This is a genomic window from Lentzea sp. NPDC058450, from assembly GCF_042721395.1.
In the GTDB taxonomy this organism is placed as follows: Bacteria; Actinomycetota; Actinomycetes; order Mycobacteriales; family Pseudonocardiaceae; genus Lentzea.
The window spans coordinates 97603-111645 of the sequence record NZ_JBHXLO010000031.1; the positions used below are offsets into that span (position 1 = coordinate 97603).

At 69.6% G+C, this 14043-nt stretch carries 13 protein-coding genes; 4 read left to right on the forward strand and 9 right to left on the reverse strand.

Translation table 11 applies throughout. The features are described from left to right. Nucleotides 1-54: 54 nt before the first annotated feature. From ACFWNN_RS35880 to ACFWNN_RS35890, 3 genes are all read right to left on the reverse strand, one after another. On the reverse strand, nt 55-2883 hold the full coding sequence (locus tag ACFWNN_RS35880; RefSeq protein WP_382444400.1) for a vitamin B12-dependent ribonucleotide reductase: 2829 nt from the start codon (nt 2881-2883) through the stop codon (nt 55-57). A gap of 64 nt (nt 2884-2947) precedes the next feature. Next, entirely contained in the window at nt 2948-3418 is a 471-nt protein-coding gene (nrdR, locus tag ACFWNN_RS35885; protein ID WP_089924179.1) for a transcriptional regulator NrdR, read from the reverse strand. 272 nt (nt 3419-3690) lie between these two features. Then, a complete protein-coding gene (locus tag ACFWNN_RS35890) occupies nt 3691-3975 on the reverse strand; it encodes a hypothetical protein (protein WP_382444401.1) in 285 nt (94 codons plus the stop codon). 222 nt (nt 3976-4197) lie between these two features. Between ACFWNN_RS35890 and lexA the strand changes: the two genes are divergently transcribed. After that, nucleotides 4198-4875: a transcriptional repressor LexA gene (lexA, locus tag ACFWNN_RS35895; protein WP_382444411.1), complete on the forward strand. Its 678-nt coding sequence runs from the start codon at nt 4198-4200 to the stop codon at nt 4873-4875. 77 nt (nt 4876-4952) lie between these two features. On the opposite strand, the gene ACFWNN_RS35900 is transcribed toward lexA, so the two are convergent. From ACFWNN_RS35900 to ACFWNN_RS35910, 3 genes are read right to left on the reverse strand one after another with little or no spacing between them, the layout of a single operon-like run. Next, on the reverse strand, nt 4953-5906 hold the full coding sequence (locus ACFWNN_RS35900) for a hypothetical protein (protein ID WP_382444402.1): 954 nt from the start codon (nt 5904-5906) through the stop codon (nt 4953-4955). Further along, nucleotides 5903-7366, reverse strand: a complete 1464-nt coding sequence (gene hflX / locus ACFWNN_RS35905; protein WP_382444403.1) for a GTPase HflX — start codon at nt 7364-7366, stop codon at nt 5903-5905. The genes ACFWNN_RS35900 and hflX overlap by 4 nt, the downstream gene beginning before the upstream one ends. 25 nt (nt 7367-7391) lie before the next feature. Beyond that, a complete protein-coding gene (locus tag ACFWNN_RS35910) occupies nt 7392-7892 on the reverse strand; it encodes an ArsR/SmtB family transcription factor (protein ID WP_382444404.1) in 501 nt (166 codons plus the stop codon). Nucleotides 7893-7946: 54 nt separating this feature from the next. Here ACFWNN_RS35910 and ACFWNN_RS35915 point away from each other — a divergent pair, with 54 nt between their 5' ends. Together ACFWNN_RS35915 and ACFWNN_RS35920 are read left to right on the forward strand one after the other, a co-directional pair. Continuing rightward, nucleotides 7947-9188, forward strand: coding sequence for an MFS transporter (locus tag ACFWNN_RS35915; protein WP_382444405.1), 1242 nt, complete (start codon nt 7947-7949; stop codon nt 9186-9188). After that, entirely contained in the window at nt 9181-10062 is an 882-nt protein-coding gene (locus tag ACFWNN_RS35920; protein WP_382444406.1) for an SMP-30/gluconolactonase/LRE family protein, read from the forward strand. The genes ACFWNN_RS35915 and ACFWNN_RS35920 overlap by 8 nt, the downstream gene beginning before the upstream one ends. A 22-nt stretch (nt 10063-10084) precedes the next feature. Here the strand turns inward: ACFWNN_RS35920 and dapF are convergent, their stop codons facing one another. Genes dapF through ACFWNN_RS35935 form a run of 3 tightly spaced genes read right to left on the reverse strand, consistent with a single transcriptional unit; the run spans nt 10085 to nt 12470 of the window. Continuing rightward, complete coding sequence (dapF, locus tag ACFWNN_RS35925; RefSeq protein ID WP_382444407.1) at nt 10085-10891, reverse strand: diaminopimelate epimerase; 807 nt, start codon at nt 10889-10891, stop codon at nt 10085-10087. After that, nucleotides 10879-11793, reverse strand: a complete 915-nt coding sequence (gene miaA, locus ACFWNN_RS35930; RefSeq protein ID WP_382444408.1) for a tRNA (adenosine(37)-N6)-dimethylallyltransferase MiaA — start codon at nt 11791-11793, stop codon at nt 10879-10881. Before miaA ends, dapF begins: the two co-directional genes overlap by 13 nt. Further along, nucleotides 11790-12470, reverse strand: coding sequence for a hypothetical protein (locus tag ACFWNN_RS35935; RefSeq protein WP_382444409.1), 681 nt, complete (start codon nt 12468-12470; stop codon nt 11790-11792). Before ACFWNN_RS35935 ends, miaA begins: the two co-directional genes overlap by 4 nt. Before the next feature lie 171 nt (nt 12471-12641). Here ACFWNN_RS35935 and ACFWNN_RS35940 point away from each other — a divergent pair, with 171 nt between their 5' ends. Continuing rightward, a complete protein-coding gene (locus tag ACFWNN_RS35940) occupies nt 12642-13991 on the forward strand; it encodes a DUF349 domain-containing protein (protein WP_382444410.1) in 1350 nt (449 codons plus the stop codon). The last annotated feature ends 52 nt before the right edge of the window (nt 13992-14043 follow it).

A 14043-nucleotide genomic window follows, 5' to 3' on the forward strand; every position in this document is an offset into this window, starting at 1 on the left:
GATCGCCGCTTGCCGGCCGAGGAAAGCGTTCCTCGGCCGGCAAGCGGTCATCGATCAGCTGCAGCCGGAGGTGCTGCCGCAGCCCTCGCACAAGTAGCACGAGCCGGCCGGGCGCATCTTCGTGCCACAGGTCATGCACAGCGGCGCGTCCGCGGCCTTGCCCAGGTGCAGCTCCAGCAGCTCGGTCGAGCTGCCCACCTGCTTCGGCGTCTCGACGGACGCCTCGACCTGCTTCGGCGCTGCCTCGACCGAGCCGCGCAGGCCCTCGAGGTCCACGTCGGACGACGCCGGGGCGCCGTACTCGCCCGCGACCTGCGCCGAACGCTCGTCGGCGGTGAAGATGCCGAGCTGCGCGCGCTTGTCGTACGGCAGGTAGTCGAGCGCCAGGCGGCGGAACAGGTAGTCGAGCACCGAGGTGGCGATGCGGACGTCCGGGTCGTCGGTCATGCCCGCCGGCTCGAAGCGCAGGTTCTGGAACTTCGAGACGTAGAACTCGAGCGGGATGCCGTACTGCAGGCCCACCGAGATCGACATCGAGAACGCGTCCATCACGCCGGCCAGCGTGGAGCCCTGCTTGCCGAGCTTGACGAAGATCTCGCCGAGGCCGTTGTCCGGGTACGAACCGGCGTGCAGGTAGCCCTCGGCGCCACCGACCGTGAACGACACGGTCTGCGACGGGCGCTTCTTCGGCAGGCGCTTGCGGACCGGGCGGTACTCGACGACGGTCTCCGAGGCCTTCTTCTCCTCGGTCGCCTTGGCGCCCTTGCCCGCCGACAGCGGCTGGCCGACCTTGCAGTTGTCGCGGTAGATCGCGAGCGCCTTCAGGCCGAGCTTCCAGCCCTGGTAGTAGATCTCCTCGACGTCCTCGACCGTCGCCGTCTCCGGCATGTTGACGGTCTTGGAGATCGCGCCGGACAGGAACGGCTGGGTCGCCGCCATCATCCGCACGTGACCCATGGGCGCGATGGAACGCTCGCCCATGGCGCAGTCGAAGACCTCGTAGTGCTCGCGGCGCAGGCCCGGCGCGTCGACGACGTGGCCGTGCTCGCCGATGAACTCGACGATCGCCTCGATCTGCTCGTCCAGGTAGCCGAGGGCCTTCAGCGCGCGCGGCACCGTCTGGTTGACGATCTGCATCGAGCCGCCGCCGACGAGCTTCTTGAACTTGACCAGGGCCAGGTCCGGCTCGATACCGGTGGTGTCGCAGTCCATCATCAGGCCGATGGTGCCGGTGGGGGCCAGCACGGACGCCTGGGCGTTGCGCCAGCCGTTCTTCGCGCCGATCTCCAGCGCCTGCTGCCAGGCCTCGGTCGCGACCTTGTGCACCGCCGAGTCGTTCGCGTGGTAGGTGCGGATCAGGTCGTTCGCGGCGGCGTGCTTGCGCATGACGCGCTGGTGCGCGGTGGCGTTGCGCTTGTAGCCGTCGTAGGCGCCGACGAAGCCCGCGAGCTCCGCGGAACGGCGGTACGAGACACCGGTCATCAGCGAGGTGATGGTCGCGGCGAGCGCGCGGCCGCCCTCGGAGTCGTACGCGTGGCCGGTCGCCATCAGCAGCGCGCCGAGGTTGGCGTAGCCGATGCCGAGCTGGCGGAACTTGCGGGTGGTGTCCGCGATCGGCTCGGTCGGGAAGTCCGCGAAGCAGATCGAGATGTCCATCGCGGTGATGATCAGCTCGACGGCCTTGGCGAACGTGACGGCGTCGAACTTGCCGTCGGTGCCGAGGAACTTCATCAGGTTGAGCGACGCGAGGTTGCAGCTGGAGTTGTCCAGGTGCATGTACTCCGAGCACGGGTTGGACGCGGTGATGCGGCCCGACTCGGGGCAGGTGTGCCAGTCGTTGATCGTGTCGTCGTACTGGATGCCGGGGTCGGCGCACTCCCACGCGGCCTTGGCGAGCTTGCCGAACAGCTCCTTGGCGTCGATGCGCTCGATGACCTCGCCGGTCTGACGGCCGCGCAGACCGAAGTCGCCGCCGCTCTCGTACGCGTGCATGAACTCGTCCGACACACGGATCGAGTTGTTCGCGTTCTGGTACTGCACGGACACGATGTCCGCGCCGCCGAGGTCCATGTCGAACCCGGCGTCGCGCAGGGCGCGGATCTTGTCCTCTTCGCGCGCCTTGGTCTCGATGAACTCGACGACGTCCGGGTGGTCGACGTCGAGGACGACCATCTTGGCCGCGCGGCGGGTGGCGCCACCGGACTTGATGGTGCCCGCGGACGCGTCGGCGCCGCGCATGAACGACACCGGGCCCGACGCGGTGCCGCCGGAGGACAGCAGCTCCTTCGACGAGCGGATGCGCGAGAGGTTCAGGCCGGCACCGGAGCCGCCCTTGAAGATCAGGCCCTCCTCGCGGTACCAGTTGAGGATCGACTCCATCGTGTCGTCGACCGCGAGGATGAAGCACGCGCTGACCTGCTGCGGCGAGCTCGTGCCGACGTTGAACCACACCGGCGAGTTGAAGCTGAACACCTGGTGCAGAAGCATGTAGGTGAGCTCGTGCTCGAAGATCTCGGCGTCCTGCTCGCCCGTGAAGTAGCCGTGCTCCTTGCCGGCGCCCACGTAGGTCTTCACGACGCGGTCGATCAGCTGGCGCAGCGACTGCTCGCGCTTGTCGCTGCCGACGGCACCGCGGAAGTACTTGCTGGTGACGATGTTGGTGGCGTTCACCGACCACGACTCGGGGAACTCGACACCGCGCTGCTCGAAGTTCACCGAGCCGTCGCGCCAGTTCGTCATGACGACGTCGCGGCGCTCCCACGTGACCTCGTCATAGGGGTGGCGGCCTTCGGTGGTGTAGACGCGCTGGACCTTCAGCGCGGCAGGCTTGGCAGCCGCCCGTGCGGCTGTCTTCTTGGCTGAGCCGCCGACGGTCTCGGTCACGGTGGATCTCCCTCGTGCTGGTGCTTAGAAAGATGGTTTCTGCACGCGCTTAAGTGCGCGCGGATCACTGCTCGGCCGGTGCTTCCTCGGCCCTCGCAGTGCGAAGATCAAGAATTTCCTTCTCGAAGTCCTCGACGGACGAGAAGGACCTGTAAACGCTCGCGAAGCGCAGATAAGCGACCTCGTCGAGTTCGCGCAGGGGGCCGAGAATGGCAAGGCCCACCTCGTGGCTCGCGATCTCCGCGCACCCCGTCGACCGGATCGACTCTTCCACCTGCTGTGCGAGCACCTGGAACGCGTCCTCGTCGACCGGGCGGCCCTGGCACGCCCTGCGCACGCCGACGACCACCTTGTCGCGGCTGAAAGGCTCCGTCACGCCGGAGCGCTTGACCACGGCGAGAACCGCTTCTTCGACCGTGGTGAACCGGCGGCTGCAGCTGTTGCAGGAGCGCCGACGACGGATCACCTGTCCCTCGTCGACCTCGCGGGAGTCGACCACCCGCGAGTCCGAATGGCGGCAGAACGGACACCGCACGCCACCTCACCCCTTCCCCCGCGCAGCACCCATCGCAGCAGCCACACTGGTCGGGTTACCCACAACCTGTGGACTACTTACAACGGTGCAACCACTAGATGTAGGGGTAGAAACTAGATCTCTGCGGACGCGGACGCAACTCGACACGGCGCGTCGCGCGTCACCCTGTTGGGCGAACCGCCGACGATCAGCGGCGATTACGCAAAAAAGCCCGCCCGTGACGGAGCGTTCACGTCACGGCGGGCGGCGAAACACAAGATGTAGGGGCAGGCCTACGGGGTGACCCCCGCCTGCTGTAGGTAGAGCACGCCGAGCGCGACCACCGTGAGTGCGCTCAAGACGCCGACCGCGATCAGTTCGAACAACGACTCGCGCTGGGGCCGGACCTCGCACGAGCTCGACTCGCGTTTCGCGGGAACCACGACCGGGTGCGGCCTCGTCGCGGGGCGCCGCGGCATGACCCGGGGACCCGAACGGAGTGGGCGTCCCGCTGCGACGTCCGCGTCTTCGACTACGCGCAACCGCTTCTCGACGAGAACCGCCATCACGACCTCCATCGCAGGTCAGCCACCTTGATCGAACAGGGGTTCGATCGAACGTCCGTGCGAATTTCTACCAGACCCGCTCTCCGAACGCCACAACACGCGCCCAAATACCTCGAACAGGTGTTTGATCTGTGCAGCAAACACGACTACCGTCGACCACGAAGATCGACGGAGGCCGGAATCCCATTCGAACTGGGGGCGGCGAGGAGGACAGCGACCGTGGCAGGCAAGACGATCGACCCGGACCCCGCTCTTGTGGAGACAGAGGTAAGCGAGATCGCGGGAAACGCCGGCCTGACTTTGCGTCAGCGCAAGGTGCTCGACGTGATTCGCGACTGGGTCGACCGTTTCGGTTACCCGCCGAGCGTGCGCGAGATCGGCGAGGCCGTGGGCCTGACGTCGACCTCGTCGGTCGCCTACCAGCTGCGCGCGCTGGAGCGGAAGGGCTTCCTGCGCCGCGACCCGAACCGCCCGCGCGCGGTCGGCATGCTGCCCAACGAGATCGACCCCGGTCTCGACCCGATGCACAAGCCGACGCCCGCGTACGTGCCGATGGTCGGCCGGATCGCCGCCGGTGGCCCGATCCTGGCGGAGGAGTCGATCGAGGACGTGTTCCCGCTGCCGCGCGAGATCGTCGGCGAGGGCGAGCTGTTCCTGCTGCGCGTCGTCGGTGACTCGATGATCGACGCCGCGATCACCGACGGCGACTGGGTCGTGATCCGCAAGCAGCCCACCGCCGACCAGGGCGAGATCGTCGCCGCCATGATCGACGGCGAGGCGACCGTGAAGACGTTCAAGCGCAAGGACGGCCACGTGTGGCTGATGCCGCACAACCCGGCCTACCAGCCGATCAACGGCGACGAGGCCACCATCCTGGGCAAGGTCGTGACCGTGCTCAGGCGCCTTCCGTAACTCGGACACAGCGATGCCCCGGCACTGATATATCGGATATCAGTGCCGGGGCATCGTCGTGCGTTCAGGCCCGGGGATCAGACACGGCGGCGCAGGCGCAGGCCGATGACCAGGGCGGCGACGAGCACGAGGCCGCCCAGGGTGAGGGCCAGGGGCCAGTTCTGCCAGGAGTTGGCCGGGGCTTCCGACGACGTCGACTGCTGCTCGGCCGCCGCGGGCGGGGGCGTGGTCGTCGTCGGCGGGGGTGGCTGGGCCAGGGCGGCGGCGCCGGGCACCGCTCGGATCGGGGTGCCCACGCCTTCCGAGGCGGAGAGCAGGGTGCCGTCCGGGTCGAAGGCGACGGCCTCGCCCTGGGGTTCGTTCGGCAGGGGGACGCGGACCGGATCGCCGGACAGGGCCTTGACGATGTCGCCGTCGGGGACCGGGTAGAGGTACGCGTCGGTGTAGGTGCGCAGGGCGATGACGGAGCCGTCGGCGGTCTGGGCGGCACCGGTCACCAGGCGGGAGTCGAGGGTGCCTTCGAGGGGGCCGCCCGGGGTGTCCGTCGTCGACAGCGACACGCGGGCGACCTGCTCCATCGGAACTGATATATCGGTTCGGAGCGGGCCGGTCGGGCGATATACCAGTGCGGAGCCGAGAGGTTCCTTGGTGACGATGTACGGGGTGCCGGACTTGTCGATGAGCAGCGCCTCGGCGTCGTGCTTGCCGTCCGGGTAGGTCAGGCGGTACCGCTCCACGGCGCCCGAAGGCGAGACCTTGTGCAGGGCGACCGTGGGGCGGGACTTGCCGTTGTCGCCGGTGTCGGACGCCCAGAGGGTGCCGTCCGGCGTCATCGCGAGGTCCTCGACGTCGAACGGGTCGACGGGCGCGGTGATCGTGCGCTTCACGACGCAGTCGCGGCCCATGACCTGGATGCGCAACGTGCCGTTGTCGCTGTCGCTGACGGCGAAGAACTCGGTGCCGTTGGACGTGAGCCCGGAGAGCTCCTGCATTTCTACCGGGCACACGTCCACGGGTGGAGGCGGGATCAAGCAGGCGTTCCGTTCGTCGCGAACTCCTCGAGGACGCCGGCGAGGTCCGGGCGCACGCGGGCGCTGAGCAGCGTGCCCGACTCCGTGTGCTTCTCGGACAGCACCTCGCCGTCGCGGTGCACGCGGGCCACGACCTCGCCGCGCGCGTACGGGACGAGCGCCTCGACCACGACCTCGGGACGCGGCATCAGCTCGGAGATGCGGACCCGCAGCTCCTCGATGCCGACGCCCGCGTGCGCCGAGACGAACGACGCGTCCGGGAACAGGTGACGCAGCCGCGCCATGCCCAGGTCGCCCACCGCGTCGATCTTGTTCACGACGAGCAGCTCGCGCGGCATCGGCGTGCCGGACTCCTCGTTGATCTCGGCGAGGACCTCGCGCACGGCCTTGACCTGCTTCTCCGGCATGCCGTCGGACCCGTCGACCACGTGCACGAGCAGGTCGGAGCCGCCGACCTCCTCCAACGTGGAGCGGAACGCCTCGACCAGCTGGTGCGGCAAGTGCCGGACGAAGCCGACCGTGTCCGTCAGCGTGTACGGCAGGCCTTCGGGCGTCAGCGCGCGGCGGGTCGTCGGGTCGAGGGTGGCGAACAGCGCGTCCTCCACCAGCACGCCCGCGCCCGTCAGTGCGTTGAGCAGCGACGACTTGCCCGCGTTGGTGTAGCCCGCGATGGCGACGCTCGGGATCTCGTTCGCCGTGCGGCGGCCCCGCTTGGTCTCGCGGACGACACCGATCGCGGCGATCTCGCGGCGCAGCTTGGCGATGCGCGCGCGGATCCGGCGGCGGTCGGTCTCGATCTTGGTCTCACCGGGACCGCGCAGACCCACACCGCCGTTGCCGCCGCCGGCACGACCACCGGCCTGCCTCGACAGCGACTCACCCCAGCCGCGCAGACGCGGCATCAGGTACTGCAGCTGCGCCAGCTCGACCTGCGCCTTGCCCTCCTTGGACTGCGCGTGCTGCGCGAAGATGTCCAGGATCAGCGCGGTGCGGTCGATGACCTTGACCTTGAGCTTCTCCTCCAGCTGACGCAGCTGGCCGGGCGAGAGCTCGCCGTCGCAGATCACCGTGTCGGCGCCGGTCGACTGCACGACGTCACGCAGCTCGGAGACCTTGCCCGACCCGATGTACGTCGCGGCGTCCGGCTTGTCCCGGCGCTGCACGACGCCTTCGAGCACCTCGGAACCCGCGGTCTCGGCGAGGCGGGCGAGCTCGGCCATCGACGCGTCGGAGTCCGCCGCGGTGCCCTCGGTCCACACCCCGACGAGCACGACCCGCTCCAGGCGAAGCTGGCGGTACTCGACCTCGGTGACGTCCTCAAGCTCGGTCGACAACCCCGCCACGCGGCGCAGCGCGGCACGCTCGGCGCGTTCGAAGTCGCCGGTCGAGAAGTCTTCCTCCTCGTCCCACGTGGCGTCGAACTCGGGGTCGAACTCTGTGCTCTGGATGTTTTCCGTCATTTGCCCTTCATCGTCCCACGGACTGTCAGTCCCCCGGATACACCGCGAGGTAGATCGCCACACGGGGAACATCCGGCTTGACCGGTTGCGCGGCCAGCTCATCCGTCAACGACGCGAGCCGCTGCTTTAGTTCCTCGGGGTCGACGGTGACGACCAGACGGCTCTGATCCACGTCACTGAGCCCGATGTCGGCAACCTCGCCGAGGAAAGCGTGCAACATCGCCTCGCCGACGGCGACCGCATTTTCGCTGTTGTCGAGCTGCCAGGACAGCCCTGTCGACCGATAGGGGATCTCTTTCGCCCCCCGGTTGCCCACGCGTGGCGGCAGCGCCTCGAGGAACCCGGCGGCGACGAGCTTGCGGACGTGGTGCAGCGTCGTGGCGGGGTCCTTGCCGAGGCGTTCGGCGAGCTCCTTGTTGGTGAGCGGGCGGTCGAACGTCATCCGGATCATCCGAATCCGCAGCTCAGAGCTCAGCGCCGCGGCTTCCTCGCTCGTCGCGGGCCGTCGTTTCCGGGAGAGTGGCACGTGCCCAGTGTAAGTGATTGACAGTTTCCAATCACTTGGCGCAGACTCCCCGGCATGGCGCTTTGGGGGCACCCCGACTTCCGCAGGCTCTGGATGGGCGACACCATCAGCCAGTTCGGCGCGAACGTCGGCATGACGGTCGTCCCGCTGCTCGCGGCGGGTGTGCTGAACGCGACACCGTTCGAGATGGGGCTGCTCGCCGCGGCGAGCACGATGGCGTTCCTGGTGATCGGGCTGCCCGCCGGCGTGTGGGTCGACCGGATGCGCCGCAGGCCGCTGATGATCGCGATGGACGTCGCCCGTGCCGCGCTGATGGTGAGCGTGCCGATCGCGTGGTGGCTGGGGCTGCTCGGACTGACCCAGCTCGTCGTGGTGAGCCTCGCCGTGGGCGTGTGCACGGTGTTCTTCGACGTCGCCTACCAGTCGTACCTGCCGTCGCTGGTCGGTCGCGGCCAGCTCGTCGAGGGCAACTCGAAGCTCCAGGCCAGCCTGTCGGTGGCGGAGGTGTCCGGGCCCGCGATCGGCGGGTACGCGGCCCAGTTCCTGGGGGCGGCGAACAGCGTCCTCGCGACCGGGCTCGGGTACCTGAGCTCGGCGTTCTTCCTGGTCCGGATCAGGACGGTCGAGCCGGCGCCGGAACGGCACCCCGACCCGCACCTGCGCCGCGAGATCGCGGAGGGGCTGCGGTTCGTCTTCGGCAACGTCACCCTGCGCATGATCGTGGCCTGCACCGGCACGTCGAACTTCTTCCACGGCATCCAGAACGCCGTGATGATCCTCTTCCTGCTGCAGACGGTGGGGCTGAACGAGGGCACCGCGGGACTCGTGCTGAGCGCGGGCGGGGTCGGCGGCGTGCTCGGCGCGGCGTTCGCCTACAAGATCGGCCTGCTCGTCGGGCAGGCCAGGATGATCTGGCTCGTCCCGGCGCTGACCTGGCCGTTCACCCTGACGCTGCCGTTCATCTCGGACGGCTGGGGCCTGGTGCTGCCGATGGTGGCGCTCGCGGTGAGCACGTTCGGTGTCGTCGTCTACAACGTCGGCCAGGTGAGCTACCGGCAGGCGATCTGCCCCGACCACCTGCTCGGCCGGATGAACGCCTCCATCCGCTGGGTGGTGTGGGGCGCGACGCCGCTGGGCGCGCTGCTGGGCGGCGGGCTCGGCACGTGGATCGGGATCGTGCCGACGCTGTGGGTGTCGCTGGTCGGGTCCGTGGGCGGGATGGTGTGGGTGCTGCTCTCGCCGTTGCGGACTATGCGGGACCTGCCGACCACGGCTAGCGTCGAGGCGCATGGCTGACACGAAGGTTGTGCGGGAAGGTCTTCACTTCGGTGAGGGGCCACGGCGCGGTCCCGACGGGCGCCTCTACTACTCGGACTTCTACGCGGGCGAGGTGCACGCCCTCGACCTGGCGACCGGTGACGACGAGGTCGTCGTCGCGTTCGACGGCCAGCCCTCGGGCCTCGGCTGGCTGCCCGACGGACGCCTGCTCGTCGTCTCGATGCTCGACCGGACGGTCCGCCGGCTCGAAGGCGGCCAACTGGTCGTTCACGCTGATATATCGGATGTCGCGACCTTCCACGCCAACGACATGCTCGTCGACGCCGAGGGCCGCGCGTACGTCGGCAACTTCGGCTTCGACCTGCACGGCCTGATCGACGACGTCGGCATCGCGCGCCTGCTCGAACCCGACTTCGACCCGCTCGGCGCGGCGCTCGCGCTCGTGCGGCCCGACGGCTCCGTCGGCGTCGTCGCCGAGGACCTCAAGTTCCCGAACGGCATGGCTCTCCTGCCCGATCCAACCGGTCAGTCGGAAAGCGGCACGGTCCTCGTCGTCGCCGAGACCGTCGCGTTCAAGCTCACCTCGTTCTCGGTCGACCTCGACGGGTCGTTGCGAGGCCGCGAGCTGTGGGCCGACGTGAAGGAGTACGGGATCGCCCCGGACGGCATCGCCGCCGACGGCGACGGCGTGTGGGTGGCGGCGGCGTTGCAGCCCGCGGCGTTCCGGGTGACGCGGGGCGGCACGATCACGCACCGGGTCGAGACGACGCAGACGGTGTTCTCCGTCGCGGTCGTCGGCGACCAACTGGTTTGTCTGACGGCGCCCGACTCGAACCCGTCGGTGGTCAAGCCGGAGCGGCTCGGCAAGATCGAGGTCTTCGAACTCAACTGATATATCGGAGCCGATATATCAGTTACGCGAGGGCGTCCCACCAGGACTTGTCGAGTTCGCCGCGAGCGACGAGGACGGCCGGGCCGGTGAGGGTCGACGTCGTCGGTTCGATGGTCACGAAGACCTGACCGCCGAGGACGTCGACGGTCGCCGACCCCGTCGTGCGGCCCTGGCCCGCGAGCCACGAGGCGACGGACGCGACGGTGCCGGTGCCGCACGAGCGGGTCTCGCCGACGCCGCGTTCGTAGACGCGCATGCGCAGGGCGCCGCGGTCGGGCGAGGCGTCGAGGACGTTGATCAGTTCCACGTTCACGCCGTGCGAGAACATCACCGGGTCGAAGCCGGGGGGCACGGTGAGGTCGAACGTGTCGACCGGGGTATCGGTGACGCAGGCCAGGTGCGGGTTGCCGACGTCGACCGCGAAGCCGCCGATGCCGGTGCCCTCGACGGCGGCGATGGACGTGCCGGTGACGCGGGCGGGGCCCATGTCGTTCGTGACGGAGCCGTCCGGGTGGGTGGTCACGACGCGGTCGCCCGCGCGGGTGGCCACGACGAACTCGCCCTGCTCCTGGTGACCGGCGTCGACCAGGTAGCGGGCGAAGACGCGCAGGCCGTTGCCGCACATCTCGGCGATGGAACCGTCGGCGTTGCGGTAGTCCATGAACCACTTGCCGTCGGTGCGCACCACGCGCAGCACGCCGTCCGCGCCGAGGCCTCGCTGGCGGTCGCACAACGCCTGGACGCGCGCGACGGTCAGGTCCAGCTGGTCATCGAGGTCGGGCAGGACGACGAAGTCGTTCTCCGTGCCGTGCCCCTTCACGAACTCCACGGGACAAGGTTACCGGCGGCGGTCAAAAGATCCGGGTCGGCGCCGTCGAGCCAGGTGATGCGCTGGTCACGCCGGAACCAGGAACGCTGGCGGCGCACGAACCGGCGGGTGGCGCGTTTGGTCTCCTCGGCGGCGAAGTCGATCGTGCAGGCTCCGTCCATTGCGGACAGCACCTGCTGGTAGCCGAGCGCGCGGGAGGCGGTCCTGCCGTCGCGCAGGCCGATCCGGACCAGCGCGCGCACCTCGTCCTCGAGGCCCGCCGCGAACATCGCGTCCACCCGCTGGTCGACGCGCGAGTCCAGTTCGGACACCTCGCGGTCCACGCCGATCTGGACGGTGCCGTAACGCGCGGGGCCGGGCTTCGGGAGGTTCGCGGAGAACGGCTGCCCGGTCAGTTCGATGACCTCCAGCGCGCGCACGATGCGGCGGCCGTTGGACGGCAGGATCGCGATCGCGGCGGCCGGGTCGAGCTCCTGCAGGCGCCGGTGCAACGCCTCGGAGCCGGCCGAGGCCAGCTCGGACTCGAACCGCAGGCGCACGGCGTCGTCGGTGCCGGGGAACTTCAGGTCGTCGAGAACGGCCTGGACGTAAAGTCCCGAACCTCCGACGAGCACCGGCACGCGACCGGCGGCCAGCAACGACTCGACGACGGCCCTGGTCTCGCGCTGGTAGGCGGCGACGGACGCGGTCTCGGTGACCGACAGGACGTCGAACAGGTGGTGCGGCACCCCGCGGCGTTCGGCGAGCGGCATCTTGGCCGTGCCGATGTCCATGCCCCGGTAGAGCTGCATGGCGTCGGCGTTGACGACCTCTCCCCCGAACCGCTCGGCCAGCGCGACGGCCAGGTCGGACTTGCCGGTGGCCGTGGGGCCGACGACGGCGATCGGAACAATCGTGGTCACGGGCGCTCCCAGACAGCGACGTGGTAACCCACGCCGAACGGTGCGAAGAACTCGGCGGACGAACAGACCCACGGGCCGGGCACCCCGGCGAGGACCTGCCACGCGGCACGCCCCTGTGCCCCCAGCTCGGCGGCCAGCGCGACGTCCAGGCCGAGCAGGCCGTCCACATCGGCGCCCGCCAGCGAACTGTGGACCAAGGAGTCGAAAGGTCCCGAACGCTCGTCGTCCGCTCCGGGCGAACGCGGGCCGTGCCGCGTCGATCCGTCACCGAGGATCAACAGCCCGCAGTCCTCGGCGGCGAGTTGTTGTCCAAACGAGACACAGTCGGAAACGGGCAGGTCACGGGGAACGAGTTCAACGCGTGACACCTCGACCGCGCAGCGTTCCCGCAGCCACGCGGTGATTAGCACTGGCAACGGAATCGTGGCGTCCGGAGGCACGTCACCGCCGAGTGACGCCCGCACATCGACCCCATAACCGAGAAAACTTCCCGACAACGGCGGCGCGTACGTCGCGCGCCCTCCGTCGCCGACCGCGACGGCGATCCACGGACCGGGCAGTTTCCCTGCTGCCGCAAGGGTTGCGGCGCGCACGGACTCGGTTTCCAAAGCGGCGCCGGACACCAGTTCTGGCACCAGAAGAGGCGGGTGCGGCACCACCGCAGCGCGGGTGATCACAACGAACGAGGCTACCTATCGTGGACTCCCAGTACCGAGTCGAGCTCTGACCTGTTTGAATGCGCGCGGGGAACTGGGGACGGGAGACCCTCCAGCGCCCGTATTGCATCGGCCCCGCCTGGCGGCGGGGCGCCCGTGGCAGGCACGGGCGTCAGACGGGAGGAACCGGCGATGTCGGAGCAGGACAGCACACCGCAGGCCGTGGCGGAGACCGCACCGGTCGAGGGTGCAGCCGAGGGTGGGGTCGAAAACACGCCGAAGGAGACGCCGGCGCAGGCGGGCACCCCGGCCGTCCCCGTGGCGTCGGACCACCCTGACCGCTGGGGGCGCGTGGACGCCGACGGCACCGTGTACGTGAAGACCGAGGACGGCGAACGCGCTGTCGGGTCGTGGCAGGCCGGTGAGCCGGTCGAGGGTCTCGCGCACTTCGCGCGGCGCTTCGACGACCTGCGCACCGAGGTCGAGCTGCTGGTCTCCCGGCTCGCGTCCGGCGCCGGCGACCCCAAGCACGCCCTGACCAGCGCGAAGCACGTCAAGGAGCAGCTGGCCGAGGCCGCCGTCGTCGGTGACCTCAAGGCGCTGGCCGCCCGCGTCGAGCACGTGCTGGAGCGGGCCGAGGCCGGCATGGAGAAGGCGAAGGAGGCCAAGGAGGCCGCCCGCGCCCAGTCCGTGCAGCGCAAGCAGGCGCTCGTCGACGAGGCGGAGTCCATCGCCAACGAGTCGACGCAGTGGAAGGTCGCGGGCGACCGGCTGCGGCAGATCCTCGACGAGTGGAAGACCATCCGCGGCGTCGACCGCAAGACCGACGAGCAGCTGTGGCGCCGGTTCTCCAAGGCCAGGGACGCGTTCAACCGCCGTCGCGGCTCGCACTTCGCGGACCTCGACCGCCAGCGCTCGGTCGCGAAGACCTCCAAGCAGGCGCTCGTCGACGAGGCCGAGAAGCTCATCGACTCCGACGACTGGGGCCCCACGGCCGGTCGTTACAAGGAGCTGATGGTCGAGTGGAAGGCCGCCGGGCGTGCGCCCAAGGAGGCCGACGACGCCCTGTGGCAGCGGTTCCGGGCGGCGCAGGACGCGTTCTTCCAGAAGCGCTCCGAGGCGTTCAGCGAGCGGGACGCCGAGTTCTCGGCCAACGCGAAGCTCAAGGAAGAGCTGCTCGCCGAGGCCGAGGGCATCGACCCGTCGACCGACCTCGAGTCGGCGCGCGCGGCGCTCTACAAGATCCAGGAGCGCTGGGACGCGATCGGCAAGGTGCCGAGGGAGCGCATCCGCGAGCTCGAGGGCAAGCTCCGCACCATCGAGGAGCGGGTCCGCGGCGCGGTCGACGCCCAGTGGCGCCGGTCCGACCCCGAGGCCGAGGCCCGCGTGGCCCAGTTCCGCGAGCGCGTCGAGCAGTTCGAGGCCCAGGCCGCCAAGGCCCGTGCCGCGGGCGACAAGCGCCGCACCGAGCAGGCCGAGGCGCAGGCCGCCCAGTGGCGCGAGTGGCTCGCCGCCGCTGAGCAGGCCCTGGCGACCCGCTAGAGGCTCTAACGCCCGAGAGCCCCTCTTCCACGCGGAAGAGGGGCTCTCGGGC

What these genes read in the sequence shown, in the direction of transcription:
- ACFWNN_RS35890 (WP_382444401.1), bottom strand. Translation starts at nt 3,975, where the DNA reads ATGGAGGTCGTGATGGCGGTTCTCGTCGAGAAGCGGTTGCGCGTAGTC.
- hflX (WP_382444403.1), bottom strand. Translation starts at nt 7,366, where the DNA reads ATGACGGAAAACATCCAGAGCACAGAGTTCGACCCCGAGTTCGACGCC.
- ACFWNN_RS35915 (WP_382444405.1), top strand. Translation starts at nt 7,947, where the DNA reads ATGGCGCTTTGGGGGCACCCCGACTTCCGCAGGCTCTGGATGGGCGAC.
- ACFWNN_RS35920 (WP_382444406.1), top strand. Translation starts at nt 9,181, where the DNA reads ATGGCTGACACGAAGGTTGTGCGGGAAGGTCTTCACTTCGGTGAGGGG.
- ACFWNN_RS35940 (WP_382444410.1), top strand. Translation starts at nt 12,642, where the DNA reads ATGTCGGAGCAGGACAGCACACCGCAGGCCGTGGCGGAGACCGCACCG.